This is a genomic window from Streptomyces mobaraensis NBRC 13819 = DSM 40847 (genome assembly GCF_017916255.1).
In the GTDB taxonomy this organism is placed as follows: Bacteria; Actinomycetota; Actinomycetes; order Streptomycetales; family Streptomycetaceae; genus Streptomyces; species Streptomyces mobaraensis.
Genome location: NZ_CP072827.1, coordinates 453,561 through 471,500, shown reverse-complemented (window position 1 = coordinate 471,500; position 17,940 = coordinate 453,561). Strand labels below are relative to the sequence as shown.

Below are 17,940 nucleotides of genomic sequence, written 5' to 3'. Positions count from 1 at the left end.
CCTCAGGGGCCGCGGTGTCCCGCCGCGAGCGCCGCGTCGAAGGCGGCGCACAGCAGGTGCACGGCGACCAGGTGCAGTTCCTGGACGTTCGCCGTCGTCCCGGCCGCCACGCACAGCCGGTCGTGACCGGCCTCGGCGAGCGGGTTGGGGGCCGGGCCGGTCAGCGACCACACCTCCATGGCGGAGGCGCGGCCCGCCGCCGCGGCGGCCAGCAGGTTGGGGCTGGCCCCGCTCGTCGACAGCAGGATCAGGACGTCGCCGGGGCGCGCGTGCGCCCGCACCTGGCGGGCGAACAGCTCGTCCGGACCGTAGTCGTTGACGATCGCCGTGCAGCTGGAGGTGTCGGCGTGCAGGGCGAGGGCCGAGAACGGCGGCCGGTCCTCGCGGTAGCGGCCGACCAGCTCGGCCGTCAGGTGCTGCGCCTGGGCGGCGCTGCCGCCGTTGCCGGCGGCCAGCAGCCGGCCGCCGGCGGACAGCACCCCGGCCAGTCGCCGGCCCCAGCGCTCCGCGACGGCCGCCTGCTCCGCGCGGAACAGCTCCAGGGCCGTCAGCAGCCGGCCGCAGTGGTCGCCGCCGGCGGTGTCCGGCGGCCGTACGGTACGGGTGACGGTCATCGCACACCTCCCGAGGCGACCGGGGCCGGTTCCGCGACCCGTTCCGCGACCTGTTCGTAGACCTGCTCGACGCCGTCCGTCACCGTCTCCCAGGTGTACCGGGCCACCGCCCGGGCCCGCCCCTCGCGGCCGTACGCCGCCAGCCGCTCGGGATCGGCGAGCAACCCGGTGACGGCGTCGGCCAGTTCGACGTGCTTCCCGGGCGGCACCAGCAGCCCGGTCTCGCCGTGCGCCACCGTGTCGCGGTGCCCGCCCACGTCCGTGGCCACCACCGGGACGCCGCAGGCCATCGCCTCCAGCGGCACGATGCCGAACGGCTCGTACACCGGCGTGCACAGCACCACGTCGGCGCTGCGGATCAGCGCGGGCATCTCCTCGTGGGGTACGCAGCCCAGCAGCACCAGCCGGTCGGCGACCCGCAGCCGACGGGCCAGGCCCAGCAGCCGTACCGCCTCCGGGTCCTTCAGCAGCCCGTCGACGGGCGGTCCGCCGGCCACCACCAACTCGGCGTCGGGGATCCGCTGGAGCGCCTTCAGGGCCAGGTCGACGCCCTTGCGGGGGACGAGCCGGCCGACCACCAGCAGCCGGTGCCGGGCCCGGCGGGCCGGGGTCAGCGCGACCCGGCCGCGGGCCGAGAAGTGCTCGGTGTCCACCCCGCACGGCACCACCGAGCAGCGGTCCCGGGCGACGCCCATCAGCTCCAGCTCGTCCACCTCGTCGGAACAGGTGGCCAGCACCCGGGCGCAGGTCGCGCCGATGGTCCGCTCCACCTCCAGCCGCTCCGGCGGGCTGGTGTCCGCCTTCCCCTGGTGCCGCCGCTTCACCGTGCCCAGCGCGTGGTACGTCTGGACGACGGGCACCCCGAGCCCGTGCGTGCCCATCAGCGCCACCATGCCGGACATCCAGAAGTGGGCGTGCACCACGTCCGGCCGGTCGTGCCGCCACGCCCGCGCCAAGTGCCCGCCGAAGTGCGGCATATGGGACAGCAGCCGGTCCTTGGGCACGTACCGGTCGGGGCCGGCGCGGACGTGCTCCACCACCGCCCCGGAGGGCAGCGGCACCCGGTCGGGCGACGCCGCGTCGTCCCGCCGCGTGTAGACGGTCACCTCGTGGCCGCGCTCGGCGAGCAGGTCCGCCAGCCGCGCCACGTAGACGTTCTGGCCCCCGGCGTCGGGGCCGCCGAGTGCGGCCAGCGGGCTCGCGTGCTCGGACACCATGGCGATCCTCATCGCGTCACCTCCTTGATCAACCGGTCCCAGTCGTCCAGGAACCGGGGCAGCCCGTAGCGGGCCAGGGCCGCCGTGCGGGCCGCGCGGCCCGTCTCGCGGGCCAGCTCCGGCTCGGCGACGAAGCCGCGGACGGCGTCGTGCAGCACGTCCGGCCGGTTGGACAGCACCCCCGCGCCCGGCGGCACCGCCTCGCACGCCTCCGTGGTCGCCAGCGCCACCACCGGCATGCCGAGGTGCATCGCCTCCAGCAGCGACAGGCCCAGCGAGGTCCAGCGCACCGGGTGCAGGTACACCCGGCGCTCCGCCAGGGCGTGGTGCAGGGCGCTCTGGACGAGCTCCCGGCCCCGGCAGCGGTCCTCCGGGAGGCCCAGCCTCGCGGCGATCCCCTCCGTGCCCATGCCGAACACGTCCAGCGGCGCGGCCTCCGAGAGGTAGGGGAGCAGGTCCGTGCCGGTCGTCCGGCCGCGCCGCAGCGGCTCGTTGACGACCACGGCGGCCCGCTCCAGCCGGCCCGTCCACAGCGGGCCGGGGTCGACGATGCCGTGCTCGATCACGGCGGTGGGCGTCGTCCCGCAGTCCCACATCAGCCGGTTGAAGTGCGTGACGTGCACGATCGTCAGGTCCCGGCGGTCCGCGGCCGGGTGCCGGGTGTCCGGGACCGGCCCGCCCGGCGCGTTGTGCTCCAGGTAGACCGTGGGGACGTCGACGCCCGGGCGGCGGCCCAGCCACTCGCGGGCCAGCCCGATCTCGTGCGGGCGCTGCAGGACCAGCAGGTCGACGTCGGTGTCCCGGAGCTCCTCCGGGGGCAGCTCGACGACCGACTCCGGCCAGTCGAAGGTGGCCGCGCGGCCCAGCCCGTCCGGGCCGCGGTCCGGCGTCACCGGCACCAGGTAGGTGTGCGGGCCCTGGACGAACGCCGTCGTCCACGAGCCGTGCACGTGCCACAGCAGGATCCTCATGGCGTTCGCTCCGTCCGTTCCGTCGGATGGGTCCCTCGAGGGGGTTCCAGGCCGGGCGTGCGCCCGGTCAGCTTCTCCACGGCGGCCAGGACGTCCTCGGGGGACACTCCGTTGAGGCACGGGTGGCCGGGAACCGGGCAGTCCCGGGCCCTGCTGCCGGCGCAGGGCGCCCGCTCGTCGCCGAGCAGCACATGCGGCACCCCGTACGGCGCCCAGCGCTCGGCCGGCACCACCGGCGCGAACAGGCACACCACCGGCGTGCCCACGGCCGCCGCCAGATGCGCCGGGCCGGTGTTGCCGACGACGACGGCGGCGGCGCGCGCCAGCACCCCGGCCAGCTCGGCCGGACCGGTCCGCCCGCCCAGGTCGAGGGCGACGCCCCCGGCGACGGCCGCCGTCAGCTCGCCCTCCCCGGCGCCGCCGGTGACCACCACCCGGTAGCCGGCCCGGGCCAGCGCCCGGACCGCCGCCGCGCACCGGTCGCCGCTCCACCGGCGGGCGGGCACGGCCGCGCCGGGATGCACGGCGATGTAGCCGGGCTCGTCGCGCAACTCCGGGAGCGGGTCCGGCAGTTCGCGGACGGCGAGCCGTCCGTCGTCCCCGTCCGGCAACCGGAAACCGGCCGCCTCGGCGAGGTCCAGCGCGGCGGCCGCCTCGTGCCGGCGCGGCCCCCGCCGGTGCCGTACGTCCAGGAGGGCGCCCGGATAGTCCACGCTGTCCGCCGCGACGCGCCGCACCCCGGCCAGCCGCAGCAGCAGGGCCAGGGGCAGCGGGCTCTGGTGGAACGAGGTGAGGATCAGGGCGACGTCCGGCGGGTCCGCGGCGATCCGCCCCACGAACGCCTCGACGTCCGCCCGCTCCACCGCCGGCGGCTCGAACCCCACCCACGGCGCGTCCCACACCACCACCTCGTCCACGCCGGGCAGCATCCGCGCGGCGGGCGCGCCGCGCGGCCCGCACAGCAGCGTCGTCCGGTCCGCGCCCGCGGCGACCGCCCGCACCGCCGGGCCGGCGAGCAGGACGTCCCCGAAGCTGTCGAGCCGGGCCACGAGCGCTTTCACGACCGACCGCCTCCCTGGGAGCGGGGGGCGCGGGAGCCCGGGCGGAGCCCGGCCGGCGGGGCCGGGGCGCGGCCGGGGGCTCCGGTCCCGCGGTTCCCGGTCGGGGCCGGGTGCGGGTCCGACGGTACGGCCCCGGCACGGGACCGTACGCCGCCCACCGTGGCCGGCAGGGTCTTGCGGACCGCCCGGACGCGGGCCCCCGCCCCCGGCGGGATGCCGCTCCCGGAGGCCGTGCGGGCGGGGCCCGGCGCGCCGACGGTGGCCGGGGCTCCCGCCGGGCCCCCGGCGTCCCCGGCCCCGCCCCCGCGGCGCGCGAGCGCGATCCGCACCGCCGCCGGCAGGTCCGGCGCCCAGCAGGCCGCGCGGGCCACCTCCTCCAGGCGCGTCGCCCGGGTCGGGACGAGGACGCCGGAGGCGCCCGCCGCCGCGGCGGCGTCCATGTCGCCGCCGATGTCGCCGATGACCACGCACTCCTCGGGGTCGACGCCCAGCGTCCGGGCGGCCGTCAGGACCAGGCCCGGGGCGGGCTTGCGGCAGGGGCAGCCGTCGTCGGGGCCGTGCGGGCAGACCGCCCAGACGTCGAACCGGCCGAGCAGCCGTTCGACGCGCGCGTTCACCCGGTCCACCTGGGCGAGGGTCAGCAGGCCCCGGGCCACGCCCGACTGGTTGCTGATCACGCCGAGGGGGACGCCCAGCGCCCGCAGCAGGGACACCGCCTGCCGGGCGCCGGGGGCGGGGACCACCCGGGCCGGGTCGCCGTTGTAGGGCACGTCGCGGACCAGCGTGCCGTCCCGGTCGAACAGCACGGCGGCCGGGAGCCGGCGGGCCGTCATGGCCGCGCCCCCTTGCGCGGGGCGGTCCGCACCGGCACCGGGACGACGAGCGGGCCGCCCGCCGCCGGCCGGACCGGCCGGACGCCGCGGTGCCGCCAGGTGCCGCGCAGCCGGTGGCAGACCGCCAGCGGCGGGATGACCGCGCTGGTCGCGAGCATCGCCGCCACCTCGGGCGCGGTCCGCGGGCCCGGCGCGATCCGGGCCCAGGCGAACTCGGCCGTGCCCAGCGCCCAGCCCACGGCCGCCGCCGCGCCCGCGCCCGGGTGGCCGGACAGGGCGAGGGCCGCCGCCAGCGTTCCGGCCGCGGTCACCATCGCGTGCCCGCGCAGCCGCCCGCGCGGCGCCCCGGCCCGCTCCCACCAGTCGGGGCCGTGCAGCCGCCGCATCAGCGCGTCGTCGGCGTTGCCCGCCTGGGTGCGCACCGAGACCCAGGGGCCCGCCGGCCGCACCGGGTGCCGGGTCGTCCGGGTGCCGCGCTCCAGCCGCCGGCCGGTCGCCAGGACGCGCAACGCCAGGTCGGCGTCCTCGCGGAAGGCGCGCGGGAAGCGCTCGTCGAAGCCGCCCACCGCCTCCAGGACGGCGGTGCGGTACGCCATGTCGGCCGTGGCCCACCGGGCGTCCGCGAGTCCGGCGGTGTTGCGCTCCCAGTCGGTGGGGCGCCGGCCGGACGGCAGCGGCACCTCGACGACGCCCTGGACGCCGGCCACGTCGGGGCCCGCCCGCAGCAGGTCGCCCGCCAGGTCGTCGCGCCACGCGGGCCCCACCAGGACGTCGTCGTCGAGGAAGACCACCCAGGGGCTGTCCACCGCGCGCCGGCCGGTGTTGCGGGCCGCCGCCGGCCCGCGGCCGCCGGAGCTGAGCACCGACGCGCGGGGCCGCAGCGTCCCCAGGGCCGCCAGGGGCAGCGGCGGCCGGGCGTGCCGGGGGCCCCGGCGGTCGTCGACGACGACCACCTCGCGGGGCTCGGGGCCCGCCGACGACGCCAGCGCGTCGAGGCAGTCGGCGAGGCAGGGCCGCCCGACGGTGGGGATCACCACCGCGTAGCCGAAGGAACTCGCCGTTCCGGGGATGGAGTTCATGTGGAGGCCCTCCCTCCGGCGTACGCCCCGCCGCGCCGGACCGCGTACGGTCCGATGGCCAGCAGGTCCACGGGCGCCGAGCCGAAGCACTCCAGCGCGTCGCGCGGGTCGTCGACCATCGGCCGGCCGGCCGTGTTGAGGCTGGTGTTGACGACGACGGGCAGTCCGGTGCGGTGCTCGAACTCGGCGAGCATCCGGGCCACCAGCGGCTCCCGCCGCGGCTCGACGGTCTGGATCCGGGCCGTGCCGTCCACGTGCACCACCGCCGGGATGCGGTCCCGCCAGGGCCGGGCCACGCCGTGCACGAACAGCATGTACGGGCTGGGCAGCGGCCCTTCGAAGATCTCGGCCGCCCGGTCGGCGAGGACCATCGGCGCGACCGGCCGGAACTCCTCGCGCCCCTTGACGTGGTTGAGCCGCTCCAGGTTCTCGGCCCGGCCGGGATGGGCCATCAGCGACCGGTGGCCCAGTGCCCGGGGCCCGTACTCGCTGCGGCCCTGGAACCAGGCGACGATCCCGTCGGCGGCCAGCGTCTCGGCGACCGCCGCCGCGATGTCCGGCGGGCGCTCGTACGGCACTTGGGCCCGCTCCAGCCAGCCGCGCAGCTCCTCGTCGGACCAGCCGCGGCCCAGGTCGGCGCCGTCCATCGGCGCGGTCGGGGCGCCGCCGTCCGCCGCGAGCTGGAGCGCGGCGCCCAGCGCCGTGCCCGCGTCGCCGGCGGCGGGCTGCACCCAGACCCGGCGGAACGGACCCTCCACGGCGATCCGGGAGTTGGCGACGCAGTTGAGGGCCACCCCGCCGGCCATGGCCAGCGACTCGGCGCCGGTGCGGCCGTGCAGCCAGCGCGCCAGGTCCAGCAGCAGCTCCTCCAGGCACTGCTGGGTGCTGGCGGCGAGGTCGGCGTGGTCCTGCGTCCACTCCTGGCCGGGGGCGCGCGGCTCGGTGAGCGCCGCCCAGGGCACCGCGCTCGCCCGGAACCCGCCGTCCTCCGTGGCGTGCAGGTACTTCCGCACCTCGGTCAGGAACCGCGGTTTCCCGTACGCCGCGAGGGCCATCACCTTGTACTCGTCGCTGCTGCGCAGGAAGCCCAGGTGCTCGGTCAGCTCCTCGTAGACCAGGCCCAGGGACTGCGGCAGCCGCTGAGCGGCCAGCACCTCCAGGTCACCGCCGGTGTAGCGGCCGGCCAGGTGCGAGGCGCACTCGCCGCGCCCGTCGAGGACGAGGACCGCGCTGTCGGCGTGCGGCGCCGCGAGGCCGGCGGACGCGGCGTGCGCGACGTGGTGGGCGACGAAGCGGACGCGCGCCGGGTCCAGTCCGGGCAGGGCGTCGGCGAGGAAGGCCGGCGCCTCGCGGGCGTAGGTCTGCCGCAGGTGGTCCCACGGGTCGTCGAGTCCCATCTCGGCGGCGGGCAGGGCGAGCGCCGGGTCGTAGGAGTAGGCGACGGCGTCCAGGTCGCCGGGGCTCAGCCCGGCGTGTTCCAGGCACCACCGGGCGGAGAGCACCGGCAGCTCCCAGGCCGCGAACGGCACCGGCCGCTTGCCGTGCTTGCGCCGGGAGAACCGCTCCTCCTCGGCGGCGGCGACGATCCGCCCGTCGGCGACCAGCGCCGCGGCCGGGTCGTGGAAGAGGGCGTTGATACCGAGGATGCGCATGCCGTGCTCCGTCTCTGGTGGGGTCGGACGCCGGGACTCCGCGGGGACCGGGAAGGGGGTTACGCGGCGGGGGCCGTCCGCGCGAACCACTCCACGGTCCGCTTGAGGCCCTCCGCGCAGTCCACGCGGGGCGACCAGCCGAGCAGGCGGCGGGCCAGCGTGGTGTCGGGACGGCGCTTGCCGGGGTCGTCGACCGGCCGGTCCACGAACTCGATCACCGAGGCGGATCCGGTCAGGTCCACGATGAACCGGGCCAGTTCGAGGACGGTGGTCTCGTCCGTCCCGCCGATGTTGACCGGGCCCGGGTGGCCGCGGGCGGCGAGCGCCAGGATGCCGTCCACCGTGTCGTCGATGTAGGTGAGGGAGCGCGTCTGGCCGCCGTCGCCGGCCACCGTCAGCGGTTCGCCGTCGAGCGCCTGCCGGATGAAGTTGGGCACCGCCCGCCCGTCGTCGGCCCGCATCCGGGGGCCGTAGGTGTTGAAGAGGCGGACGATGGCGGTGTCCGTGCCGTGGGTGCGCCGGTAGGCGGCGACCAGGGCCTCGGCGTAGCGCTTGGACTCGTCGTAGACGCTGCGCGGGCCGATCGGGTTGACGTTGCCCCAGTAGTCCTCGCGCTGGGGGTGTTCGAGCGGATCGCCGTAGACCTCGGAGGTGGAGGTCAGCAGGAAGCGGGCGGCGTTCCGGCGGGCGAGCTCCAGGGCCGCCCGGGTGCCGTTGCTGCCCACCTCCATGGTCTGAATCGGCAGCCGCAGGTAGTCCACGGGGGAGGCCGGGCAGGCCAGGTGCAGGACGAGGTCCACGGGCCCGGGGACGGCGGCCAGGGCGGCCGGGGCCGACACGTCGGCGCGGACGAAGGAGAACCGCGGATCCCCTTCCAGGTGGGCGATGTTGTCGCGCGATCCCGTGGCGAGATTGTCGACGCAGCACACCTCGGTGCCCTCGGCCAGCAGCCGTTCGCACAGGTGGGATCCGACGAAACCCGCTCCTCCGGTGATCACCGCACGGGTCCAGCGTCGTTCGTCCATGATCACACTCCTTCGCGTACGGGCACCGGTCCCGGTGCGGTACGGCCCGCCGGTGGACCGGCTGTCGTCGTCCCGTCGGGAGGGCTGCCGCGGCGCCGGACCGTCCGGTGACCGGGGCCCGGGGACGACGCGGAATGGAGTTCTGGTCTGCTCGCCGGCCTTCGAGGGCCCGGCGCGGGGGCGGCCGGCCGGCCCGGTTCACCCGGGGCTCGCGGTCGTGACCCGCCGTAGCGAATGCGGCTCGGCTAGAAGCGTCGCACAGCCCCGGCGGTTGGGCCACCTGGGGCAACCCGGGCCCGGTGGCACCGCCCGCCCCGCCCGTTTCGGCTTGCCCGCCCGGGGCAGGCGGGTGAGCCTGAGGAGGCGATCGGCGCCGTACGGACGCCGGCCCTCCGGGGCGGTCGCGCCGGCGCCGGGAACCGCGGCACGCGGGACGGCCCGCCGGTGGCCGCCGCGACGAGGCATCGACCAGGAAGGACGGACGCGCGTGCCCGCTCACGAGTCAGGCCGGGGCATCGACCCGGCGGCGCAGGACGCCAAGGACCAGCAGCTGGAACGGTTCCGCGCCGCTCCCGCGCACAACGCGCTCACCACCGACCAGGGCGTGCGCGTCGACGACACCGACAACGCGCTGCGGGCCGGACGGCGCGGGCCGACGCTGCTGGAGGACTTCCACAACCGGGAGAAGATCACCCACTTCGACCACGAGCGCATCCCGGAACGCGTGGTGCACGCCCGGGGCGCCGGCGCCTACGGCTACTTCGAGCCGTACCAGTCGCTGAGCGAGTACACCTGCGCCGACTTCCTCGCCGAGGCCGGCCGGCGGACGCCCGTCTTCGTCCGCTTCTCCACGGTCCAGGGGCCGCGCGGGTCCGCCGACACCGTGCGGGACGTCCGCGGGTTCGCCACCAAGTTCTACACCCGCGAGGGCAACTACGACCTGGTCGGCAACAACATGCCGGTCTTCTTCATCCAGGACGCCATCAAGTTCCCGGACTTCGTGCACGCGGTGAAGATGGAGCCGCACAACGAGATCCCCACCGGCGCCTCGGCCCACGACACGTTCTGGGACTTCTGCTCGCTCCAGCCCGAGTCCACCCACATGCTGATGTGGCTGATGTCGGACCGGGCCATCCCGCGCAGCTACCGGACGATGCAGGGCTTCGGCGTGCACACCTTCCGCTTCGTCACGGCGGACGGGCGGGGCACGTTCGTGAAGTTCCACTGGAAGCCCAAGCTCGGCGTGCACTCCCTGGTCTGGGACGAGGCGCAGATCATCGCGGGCCGCGACCCCGACTTCAACCGCCGGGACCTCTGGGAGTCCATCGAGGCCGGCGAGTACCCGGAGTGGGAGCTGGGCGTCCAACTCGTGCCCGAGGAGAACGAGTTCGACTTCGACTTCGACCTCCTCGACGCCACGAAGATCATCCCCGAGGAGCAGGTGCCGGTCCGCCCGATCGGGCGCATGGTGCTCAACCGGAACCCGCAGAACTTCTTCGCCGAGACCGAGCAGGTCGCCTTCCACACGGCGAACGTCGTGCCCGGCATCGACTTCACCAACGACCCGCTGCTCCAGGGCCGGAACTTCTCCTACCTGGACACCCAGCTGATCCGGCTCGGCGGCCCCAACTTCAGCCAGCTGCCGGTCAACCGGCCGGTCGCCGACGTCCACCACAACCACCGCGACGGCTTCGGCCAGCAGGTCATCCACCCCGGCACCAACTACTTCCCCAACTCCCTCGGCGGCGGCTGCCCGGCGCACGCCGGCTCGGGCGGCGGTCCCGGCGTCTTCCGGCACTACGCCGAACGGGTGGACGGCGAGAAGATCCGGGTGCGCAGCGAGAGCTTCCAGGACCACTACAGCCAGGCGGCGCTGTTCTGGAACAGCATGGCGGACTGGGAGAAGCGGCACATCGTCGAGGCGTTCCGCTTCGAGCTGGGCAAGGTCATGTCCGTCGAGGTGCGCGAGCGCATGGTCGGGAACCTGGCCCATGTGAACGGCGGACTGGCCGCCCTGGTGGCCGACGGCCTGGGCCTGCCCGCGCCGGCGCCCGACGCGAACGTCCCCACCGCCGCGTCCCCCGCCCTGAGCCAGGAGAACCTGATGGGCGAGGGCATCCGCACCCGCAAGATCGCCGTGCTGGCGGCGGACGGGACGGACGCCGGGCAGGTGGCCGCCGCCCGCGGCCGGCTGGTGGCTCAGGGGGCGGTCGTCGAGGTGCTGGCCGCCCGCGACGGCTCGGTGCAGGGAGCCGGGGGCGAGGCCCTCGACGTGGACCGGGCGATGCCCACCATGGCGTCCGTCCTCTACGACGCGGTCCTCGTGCCGGGCGGCGCCCAGGCGGTGTCGGTGCTGGCCGCCGACCCCGCGGCCGTACGGTTCGTCGAGGAGGCGTACCGGCACGGCAAGCCGCTCGCCGTCTTCGGCGAGGGGACGCGCCTGCTGACCGCGGCCCGGCTGCCCGAGGACGTCGTCCTCGGTGAATCGGCGCCGTCCTACGGGGTGTTCGCCGGCGACGGCACCGCCTCCGTCGAGGACGTGGCCGACGCCTTCGCCGCCGCGATCGCGCTGCACCGCTTCCCCCGCCGGCCCGGCCTGCTCAACTGACGGCGGGGGAGCGCACGGTGAACGCCGCCGACGACCGGCGCACGGTCCGGGCGCTGCTGGACGCGCACGGCCGCACCTACGCCGAGGAGGCGGGCATCCGGCTGCGGGACACCCCGCAGCCGCTGTACCGCCTCCTCGTCCTGGCCTGCCTGCTCAGCGCCCGGATCAGGGCCTCGGTCGCCGTGGCCACCGCCCGCAGCCTGGCCGACGCCGGGCTGAAGGACCCGCGCCGGATGGCCGACGCGAGCTGGCAGCGGCGGGTCGACGCGCTCGGCGCGGGCGGCTACCGCCGCTACGACGAGCGCACCGCCACCCAACTGGGCGAAGGCGCCGAGCTGCTGCTCGACCGGTACGGCGGCGACGTCCGCCGGATGCGGGCCGCCGCCGACGGCGACACCGGCCGCCTCCCGGAGATCCTCCAGGAGATCCCCGGCCTGGGCCCCGCCGGAGCGGGCATCTTCCTCCGCGAGGTCCAGGGTGTCTGGCCGGAACTCCTGCCGTACCTCGACGACAAGGCCCTGCGGGGCGCCACCCGTCTTGGTCTCCCGGACCGGCCCGGGCCCCTGGCCCGCCTGGTCGACCCGGAGGACACCCCGGCCCTGGCCGCCGCCCTCGTCCGGGCCGCCCTCGACCAGGAGGTGGTGGAGGACGTCCGGCGGCGGGCGGAGGAGTGAGGGCCCGCCGTACGGGCGTCGTTCAGCGGGCCCCGGAGACGGGCGCCGACCGGGAGAAACGTTCCCGCGCCCGGTGGAAGACCTCGCGGAAAAAAGGGTCCTGCACGGATCCGCGGTCGTAACGGACACCGAACCTGGTCTCGTATTCGGAGAACCATCTCGGGTCGCTCTTCAGGAATACGATGTCGTGCAAGGCCATGTGACGGAGGGCGAGCATCGGCACCGGCGCGCGCAGCGCTTTGAATTCCGGATTCCGGGCGGCGGACTCGTCGCAGAGCGGGTGGAACTGGCTGATCATCAGCCCCTTTTCCACGATGCCCGGTTTCGCGCGGGCCTGGGCCGCGTCCAGCGCGGCCAGGCTGCCGGCGTCGTCCGGAAGACCGTCGAGAACCACCAGCAGGGCGTGCAGGGTGCGGTTGCGGTGGGCCCACCGGGTGGCCTCGAACACCTCCACCATGCGGGCGATCAGGGCGTCGAGGCCCGGTGGCGACGCCGTCACCGGCCAGACCTCGAACCGCAGGGTGCCGGCCTCCAGCGAGGGCGGCACGAACGGGCACACCGCGCCCTCCCGGGCGAGCCGCGCGTCCGGGAGGCACACGTAGTCGTGCAGCCACTCCCGCGCCGCCGCCGCGCGTCCCGGTATCGGACCGCCGGACTCATCAGCCAATTCGGACAATGTTCCAAACCTCTCCGAAAAAAGGACCGGGGAGGCGGTCACCGCACGGCCGAACGCCCTGGCGCTTCCCCCCTCGGCGGACGGCACCGACCGTACACAGCGGGTCCGGCAATCGGAAGGTATAAAAGTGAAATTCGGATGGCGCTCCATCCGAAACGGGCCCGAACGACCACGAATCAGAGACAGGGGAACAAGGGATTCCTGAATTCCGGAGGCGTCGGCGGGCCGACGGCAGCGTCAGGACGCCCCGGCCTCGCCACGCCGCCCCGGACCCGCTCCGGCGCCGACCGGACCGGCCGCCTCCGGTTCGCCCGCTTCCGCCGTGCTTTCCAGGGGCCGCCGCAGCGAGGACCGGCCCGCGCGCCACGCCTCCGTCACACGGCGCTCAAACCGCCCCTCCAGCCACTGGGTGGCGGTGATGCCGAACTCCACGTCCGCCGCCAGCGCGGGCTCCTCCCGGAGCAGCCCGCCCACCACGTCGCGCCGCACCAACTGCTCGTGCACCGCGTCGGCCGACACATGCTCGGCGTAGAAGCGGACGGCCGCGGGACCGGCACCCAGCCGTTCCATCGCCCGGACCATCCGCCGCGAGCCGGGCGGCGAGGTGCACTCCAGCGTCGCGAAGTGGCCCACCAGGCAGCCGCGCAGCGCCCGGTGCAGGCCGAAGAGCGACATCAGGTTGCCGGTGGCCAGGGTGGCCGCGGGCACGGCGTCCACGTAGTGGCCGTAGGAGTCGTCCAGGTCCAGGTCCCGCATCAGCTCCGCGTACAGCGCCGCGTGCACCCGGTCCGCCCGGCCGGCGCCGAACTCGTCGTACTCCACCGCCACCAGACCGGCCTTGGCCGTGCCCGTGAGCCGGGGGATGGCCCAGGCGTGCGGGTCGGCCTCCTTCAGCTGGTAGACCGAGCGGTGCACCGCGTACTCGCGCAGCTGCTCCCACGTGCCGTGGTCGCGCAGGAAGGACGACGCGCCGTCCGCCTCGCCGTCCGGCGGCTCCGTGACCAGCTCCGCCAGCGCGGCGTCCACGCCCTCGCCGATCGGCGCGTCGGCCCGCAGCGCCGCCAGGAAGGCGCTCTCCAGCACGGCCCGCAGCCGCAGCGCGCGCGGGTCCCACTCCCAGGCGTCGGACACGCCGGGCAGGCCGCGGTAGTGCAGTTCGTAGCAGAGGTGGAGGGCCAGTTGGACGTCCTCGCCGTAGGGGTCGGCCGCCGCCACGGCGGGCGCGCCGGGCAGCGGGTCCCGGCCGTCGCCCGGGTCGCGGCCGAACAGTTCCAGGAGCGCGCCGGACAGTTCGCCGCGCGCGGCCGGACAGTGCATCGTGAGCCTCCGAGGTCCGCGGGGTGCGCAGGGTTCGCGGGATGCGCGGGAGGAACGGTTACCCGGTGCCGGGCCCGTCACGCCGGGGGCCTGCGACGGCGGCGGTGGCTGGTGTCGCACCAGGGGAACTCCTCGCTGCGGCGGCAGGTGCAGAGGGCCACCACCGGACGGTCCGAGCGCACGATCGAACCGTCCTCCATGACCACCTCCACCGGCCCCTCGACGAGGAACGGCCCGTTCGGCTCGCGGGAGACGCGGCGGGCGGGTTGCGGCGCCGGGCCGTCGGTTCGGGGCCGCTGCCGCGCGTCATCCGGGGGCTGCCGCGCCGGTTCAGGGCGCGTACCGGCCGGGTCGGGGCCTGCGCCGGCCGGGTCGGGGCGTGTACCGGCCGGGCGCGGGCGCGCGCCGGCCGCGTCCGGATGCGTACCGGCCACGTCAGGGTGCGTACCGGCCATGTCCGGATGCGCACCGGACGCGTCAGGATATGTACCGGCCACGGACCACCACCAGCTCCTCCTTGTCCTGCCCCGCCGCCAGCAGTCCGCGCTCCCGCAGCCAGCCGGCGCGTTCGCGCAGCACCGGCCCGAACGGCACGGACCTGCGGTCCACCACCTCGGCCGCCATCCCGGCCCGCCGCAGCAGTTCCAGGGTCCGTTCCTCGCCGCTCAGCGCCGACTGCACCAGCAGCAGGACCCCGGCGGGCCGGAGCAACGGCGGTGCCTCGGCGCACAGTTGGTCGAGCACCGCCCGCCCGTCGTCCCCCGCCTCCCAGGCGCGCGCGGGCCCCCGGCCGGGGAAGGCGCCGTCGGGGGAGGGGACGTACGGGGGGTTGGCGAGGACGAGGTCGAAGCGCCGGCCCGCGACCGGTGCGAGCAGGTCGCCCCGCCGCACCTCGACGCGGCACCCAGCGAGCAGAGCGTTCAGCCGTGCCGTGAGCACCGCGCGGCGCGACGCGTCGACGGCCGTCACCCGGACGCCGCGTCCCCGGCGGGCCGCGGCGATGGCCAGGGCGCCGGTCCCGGTGCCGACGTCGAGCACCCGCGCCCCGGCGGGCAGCGGCTCGCGCGCGAGCGCCCCGGCGAGCAGGAACGAGTCCTCCTGCGGCGCGTACACCCCGGGCGGCCGGACCAGCCGTCGCGTACCGGGGGTCCGTGCCGTTCCGGCGGCGGGCTTCGGTGCGCCGCGCACGACGGGCCGGGTCTCCGGGGCCGTCACAGTTCCCGTAGCGCGGGCAGCAGTTCGCCGGCCGACCACTTCAGGAACGGCTCCTGGTGTCCGCCGCCGATCTGGACCAGCGCGATCTCCTCGAACCCGGCCTCGGCGTACGGCCGGACCGCTTCGACGAAGTCCTCGACCCTCGACCCGCAGGCGATGCTCTCCGCGATGTCGTCCTTGGTCACGAACTGGGTCGCGGCGGTGAACCCGCGGTCGTCCCGCAGCTCGGAGTTGACCTTCCAGCCGAGGCCGAACCAGCGGAACTGGTCGTGGGCCCGCTCGATCGCCGCGTCGCGGTCCGTGTCGTAGCAGACGGGCAGTTGGCCCACGCGGGGTTTCCCGGTGCCGCCGTGCCGGTCGAAGGCGTCCAGCAACTCCTTCTTCGGCTCGGTGGCGATGACCAGGTCCGCCAGGTGCCCGGCCAGCTCGCACGAGCGCTCGCCGGACACCGCGATGCCGATCGGCGGGGCGGTCTCCGGCAGGTCCCACAGCTTGGCGTGCTCGACGTCGTAGTGCGGGCCGTGATGGGTGAGGGTGCGGCCCTCGAAGAGGGCCCGGATGATCCCCGTCGCCTCCTCCAGCATCTCCAGCCGGACGTCCGGCGACGGCCAACCGCCGCCCACGACGTGTTCGTTGAGGTTCTCGCCCGACCCCAGCCCCAGCCGGAACCGGCCCTCGGACAGCAGTTGCACCGTCGCCGCCTGCTGGGCCACGACGACCGGGTGGTAGCGCGTCGTCGGACAGGTCACATACGTCATCAGCGGGATCCGCGAGGTCGCCTGCGCCGCGGCGCCCAGGACGGCCCAGGCGTTCGGGGAGTGGCCCTGGGAGGCGAGCCAGGGGAAGAAGTGGTCGGAGGTGACGGAGAAGTCGAAGCCCGCCTTCTCGGCGCCCACCACGTGCTCGACCAGCTCCCGTGGCCCGGCCTGCTCGGTCATCATTGTGTAGCCGATGTGCACCATGCACCCCCGAGTGCCCTGAGCGGCCCGGGGGAAACCCGTGGTGCGGCCCCCGAGCCGTTCGGCCGCCCGGGACGTGCGCGCGGCGGACCGGCGCGGGACACTCGGCGGTGAGGGCCCGTGAAGGGCTCGAGGGGGGACGTCACACCTCTCGAAAGGAAGGCGCGCGATGAGCGCCGAACACAAGGCCAAGGCCAAGGCCGAGCAGGCCAAGGGCCGGCTGAAGGAGGCCACCGGACGCGCGGCCGGCGACCGGCGGATGCAGGCCGAGGGCCGCACCGAGAAGACCAAGGGAGACATTCGCGAGACGGCGGAGGACGTGCGGCGCACCCTGAAGAAGTGATGCGCACCCTGAAGGAGTGAGCAAGAAGTGATCAAGGGGCGAGGCGGTCCGCCGCCCGCCCCGCAGCGAGCATCGTCACCGAGGCCCCGGGCGTCCGCCGCCCGGGGCCTTCGCGCGTCCCTCTGGTGTCTTCGTACGTGGTCCGGGGCCTTCGCGCGCCGCGGGCCGGTCGGAAGGAGGCCCGGCCCGGTGCCGGTGAGCCGGGCCCGGTCAGGCGGCGTCCGTCTCCCGCGTCACCCGGACCGTCCGCAGCTCCGGGTCGGCCGCGTCCGGCAGGTTCATCCCCGCCTCGATCCCGGTGTGCAGGTACTCCAGGACGGGCCCGGTGAGGCGCTCGCCGGGCAGGGCCGCCGGGATGCCGGGCGGGTACGGGGTCAGCATCTCGGCGGCGATCCGCCCCTCCGCCCGGTCGTGGGGGACGTCCTCCACGGGCCCGAAGTAGGCGTCCCGGGGCGGCAGGACCTGTTCCATGCGCAGGTCGCCGGGCGCCGGCCGCAGCCCGGACGCCCGCTCGGACAGGTCGCGCAGCGCGTCCAGCAGGGTCCGGACGGTCTCCTCGTCGTCGGCGTGGGTGAGCTGGGCGCTGATCCGCCGGTGGTCGACGAGGTGCAGGTCGACGCGGTGCTCGTCGCGCAGCCAGTCGGCCGCCCGGTAGCCGGTGGTGCCGAGCTCCGCCATGTCGATGACCACGGGCAGCGGGTCCAGGTCCGCCGCCAGTCCGGACCCGGTGAAGTCGGCCCGGTCGTTCACGTGCAGCCCGTCGATCCGCTCGATCCTCTTGCGGGCCGACGCCGCCAGTTCCAGCGTGCGGTCCAGCAGTTCGCGGCCGTGCAGCATCATCTGCCGCCGCCAGCCGTCGATCCCGGCCAGGATGAGGACGGACGGGCTGGTGGTGCCCAGAAGGTCGGCGCGGGACCTCAGCGCGGCCGGGTCGATGAGATCGCCCTGGAGGTGGAAGACCGACCCCTGCTCCAGGCAACGCTGCCCATCTTGTGGATGCTGGTCACGCACACGTCCGCGCCGGCGTCCATGGCCCACGCCGGCAGGTCGGGGTGGAACGGCAGGTGGGCGCCCCACGCCTCGTCCACGATGAGCGGGCGCCCGCGCCGGTGGCACACCTCGGCGATGCCCTCCAGGTCCGCGCAGGACCCGTACGGAGTCGGGCTGGTGACCAGCGCGCCGCGCGCGTCCGGGTGCGCCGCGAAGGCCCGTTCGAACGCGGCGGCGGCCGGCGGATGGGCGAGGTGCCGTTCCGCGTCCCACTGCGGCTCCACCCACACCGGGCGGATGCCGGCCAGGATCAGCCCGGCGACCACGGACTTGTGCGCGTCCCGGCCGACCAGCAGCTCCTCGTGCGGGCTGGCGACGGCCAGCATCGCGGCCTTGACCGACAGCGAACTGCCGCAGGTGGTGAAGAACGTGTGCTCGGCGTGGACGGCCTCGGCCATCAGCGCCTCCGCCCGCTCCAGGACCCGTCCGCTGGTCCGCCGGTCGTCCAGGCCGCCGGTGGCCAGGACGTCCGCGCGGAACACGGCGTCGCCCAGCTCCCGGCGGGCGGCCGGATCGGCGCCCCTGGCCTGCTTGTGGCCGGGCGGGGTGAACGGCAGCCGGCCTGCCTCGTGGTAGGCGGCGAGTGCTTCCAGGACGGGGGCCTGCGTGTGGTCCATCGGTTCCCTCCGGACGGCCGGTGACGTTC

Annotated in this window: 16 protein-coding genes and 1 pseudogene; 3 read left to right on the top strand and 14 right to left on the bottom strand. The window is 75.7% G+C overall.

What is annotated here, in order from left to right; genetic code table 11:
• Positions 1-2 precede the first annotated feature (2 nt).
• From J7W19_RS01795 to J7W19_RS01760, 8 genes are read right to left on the bottom strand one after another with little or no spacing between them, the layout of a single operon-like run.
• Positions 3-614, bottom strand: a complete 612-nt coding sequence (locus J7W19_RS01795; protein ID WP_004941552.1) for a D-sedoheptulose-7-phosphate isomerase — start codon at positions 612-614, stop codon at positions 3-5.
• Positions 611-1,843, bottom strand: coding sequence for a glycosyltransferase (locus J7W19_RS01790; protein ID WP_004941549.1), 1,233 nt, complete (start codon positions 1,841-1,843; stop codon positions 611-613). Before J7W19_RS01790 ends, J7W19_RS01795 begins: the two co-directional genes overlap by 4 nt.
• Positions 1,840-2,802 (bottom strand): glycosyltransferase, encoded by a 963-nt coding sequence (locus J7W19_RS01785; RefSeq protein WP_004941546.1) that lies wholly within the window; start codon positions 2,800-2,802, stop codon positions 1,840-1,842. The genes J7W19_RS01790 and J7W19_RS01785 overlap by 4 nt, the downstream gene beginning before the upstream one ends.
• On the bottom strand, positions 2,799-3,863 hold the full coding sequence (locus J7W19_RS01780; RefSeq protein ID WP_004941544.1) for a glycosyltransferase family 9 protein: 1,065 nt from the start codon (positions 3,861-3,863) through the stop codon (positions 2,799-2,801). Before J7W19_RS01780 ends, J7W19_RS01785 begins: the two co-directional genes overlap by 4 nt.
• Entirely contained in the window at positions 3,860-4,696 is an 837-nt protein-coding gene (locus J7W19_RS33730; protein ID WP_004941541.1) for a D-glycero-alpha-D-manno-heptose-1,7-bisphosphate 7-phosphatase, read from the bottom strand. Before J7W19_RS33730 ends, J7W19_RS01780 begins: the two co-directional genes overlap by 4 nt.
• Positions 4,693-5,775: a glycosyltransferase family 2 protein gene (locus tag J7W19_RS01770; RefSeq protein ID WP_004941540.1), complete on the bottom strand. Its 1,083-nt coding sequence runs from the start codon at positions 5,773-5,775 to the stop codon at positions 4,693-4,695. Before J7W19_RS01770 ends, J7W19_RS33730 begins: the two co-directional genes overlap by 4 nt.
• Positions 5,772-7,427: a carbamoyltransferase family protein gene (locus tag J7W19_RS01765; protein ID WP_004941537.1), complete on the bottom strand. Its 1,656-nt coding sequence runs from the start codon at positions 7,425-7,427 to the stop codon at positions 5,772-5,774. The genes J7W19_RS01770 and J7W19_RS01765 overlap by 4 nt, the downstream gene beginning before the upstream one ends.
• A 59-nt stretch (positions 7,428-7,486) precedes the next feature.
• Positions 7,487-8,452, bottom strand: coding sequence for a UDP-glucuronic acid decarboxylase family protein (locus J7W19_RS01760; protein WP_004941534.1), 966 nt, complete (start codon positions 8,450-8,452; stop codon positions 7,487-7,489).
• Positions 8,453-8,939: 487 nt separating this feature from the next.
• Here J7W19_RS01760 and J7W19_RS01755 point away from each other — a divergent pair, with 487 nt between their 5' ends.
• Both J7W19_RS01755 and J7W19_RS01750 read left to right on the top strand, forming a co-directional pair.
• Complete coding sequence (locus J7W19_RS01755; protein ID WP_004941531.1) at positions 8,940-11,060, top strand: catalase; 2,121 nt, start codon at positions 8,940-8,942, stop codon at positions 11,058-11,060.
• Positions 11,061-11,077: 17 nt separating this feature from the next.
• Positions 11,078-11,734, top strand: coding sequence for an HhH-GDP family DNA glycosylase (locus tag J7W19_RS01750; RefSeq protein WP_004941527.1), 657 nt, complete (start codon positions 11,078-11,080; stop codon positions 11,732-11,734).
• A gap of 22 nt (positions 11,735-11,756) precedes the next feature.
• On the opposite strand, the gene J7W19_RS01745 is transcribed toward J7W19_RS01750, so the two are convergent.
• From J7W19_RS01745 to J7W19_RS01725, 5 genes are all read right to left on the bottom strand, one after another.
• A complete protein-coding gene (locus J7W19_RS01745; RefSeq protein ID WP_004941525.1) occupies positions 11,757-12,401 on the bottom strand; it encodes a DUF6875 domain-containing protein in 645 nt (214 codons plus the stop codon).
• Positions 12,402-12,647: 246 nt separating this feature from the next.
• Positions 12,648-13,727 (bottom strand): iron-containing redox enzyme family protein, encoded by a 1,080-nt coding sequence (locus tag J7W19_RS01740; RefSeq protein WP_004941522.1) that lies wholly within the window; start codon positions 13,725-13,727, stop codon positions 12,648-12,650.
• A gap of 77 nt (positions 13,728-13,804) precedes the next feature.
• Positions 13,805-14,161 (bottom strand): CDGSH iron-sulfur domain-containing protein, encoded by a 357-nt coding sequence (locus tag J7W19_RS33725; protein WP_169345286.1) that lies wholly within the window; start codon positions 14,159-14,161, stop codon positions 13,805-13,807.
• A 43-nt stretch (positions 14,162-14,204) separates the two neighbouring features.
• Complete coding sequence (locus J7W19_RS01730; RefSeq protein ID WP_411848820.1) at positions 14,205-14,915, bottom strand: HemK2/MTQ2 family protein methyltransferase; 711 nt, start codon at positions 14,913-14,915, stop codon at positions 14,205-14,207.
• Between the two features lie 23 nt (positions 14,916-14,938).
• On the bottom strand, positions 14,939-15,904 hold the full coding sequence (locus J7W19_RS01725) for an LLM class F420-dependent oxidoreductase (RefSeq protein WP_004941512.1): 966 nt from the start codon (positions 15,902-15,904) through the stop codon (positions 14,939-14,941).
• A 166-nt stretch (positions 15,905-16,070) separates the two neighbouring features.
• Between J7W19_RS01725 and J7W19_RS01720 the strand changes: the two genes are divergently transcribed.
• The gene (locus tag J7W19_RS01720) at positions 16,071-16,244 is read left to right on the top strand and encodes a CsbD family protein (RefSeq protein WP_004941508.1); all 174 of its coding nucleotides are present in this window, start codon (positions 16,071-16,073) and stop codon (positions 16,242-16,244) included.
• Positions 16,245-16,454: 210 nt separating this feature from the next.
• On the opposite strand, the pseudogene J7W19_RS01715 reads toward J7W19_RS01720, so the two are convergent.
• Positions 16,455-17,911: pseudogene (locus J7W19_RS01715) on the bottom strand (aminotransferase class I/II-fold pyridoxal phosphate-dependent enzyme).
• Between the last annotated feature and the right edge of the window lie 29 nt (positions 17,912-17,940).

Coding starts and splice junctions, on each gene's coding strand:
- J7W19_RS01795 (WP_004941552.1), bottom strand. CDS start 614: ATGACCGTCACCCGTACCGTACGGCCGCCGGACACCGCCGGCGGCGAC.
- J7W19_RS01790 (WP_004941549.1), bottom strand. CDS start 1,843: ATGAGGATCGCCATGGTGTCCGAGCACGCGAGCCCGCTGGCCGCACTC.
- J7W19_RS01785 (WP_004941546.1), bottom strand. CDS start 2,802: ATGAGGATCCTGCTGTGGCACGTGCACGGCTCGTGGACGACGGCGTTC.
- J7W19_RS33730 (WP_004941541.1), bottom strand. CDS start 4,696: ATGACGGCCCGCCGGCTCCCGGCCGCCGTGCTGTTCGACCGGGACGGC.
- J7W19_RS01770 (WP_004941540.1), bottom strand. CDS start 5,775: ATGAACTCCATCCCCGGAACGGCGAGTTCCTTCGGCTACGCGGTGGTG.
- J7W19_RS01765 (WP_004941537.1), bottom strand. CDS start 7,427: ATGCGCATCCTCGGTATCAACGCCCTCTTCCACGACCCGGCCGCGGCG.
- J7W19_RS01760 (WP_004941534.1), bottom strand. CDS start 8,452: ATGGACGAACGACGCTGGACCCGTGCGGTGATCACCGGAGGAGCGGGT.
- J7W19_RS01740 (WP_004941522.1), bottom strand. CDS start 13,727: ATGCACTGTCCGGCCGCGCGCGGCGAACTGTCCGGCGCGCTCCTGGAA.
- J7W19_RS01725 (WP_004941512.1), bottom strand. CDS start 15,904: ATGGTGCACATCGGCTACACAATGATGACCGAGCAGGCCGGGCCACGG.
- J7W19_RS01720 (WP_004941508.1), top strand. CDS start 16,071: ATGAGCGCCGAACACAAGGCCAAGGCCAAGGCCGAGCAGGCCAAGGGC.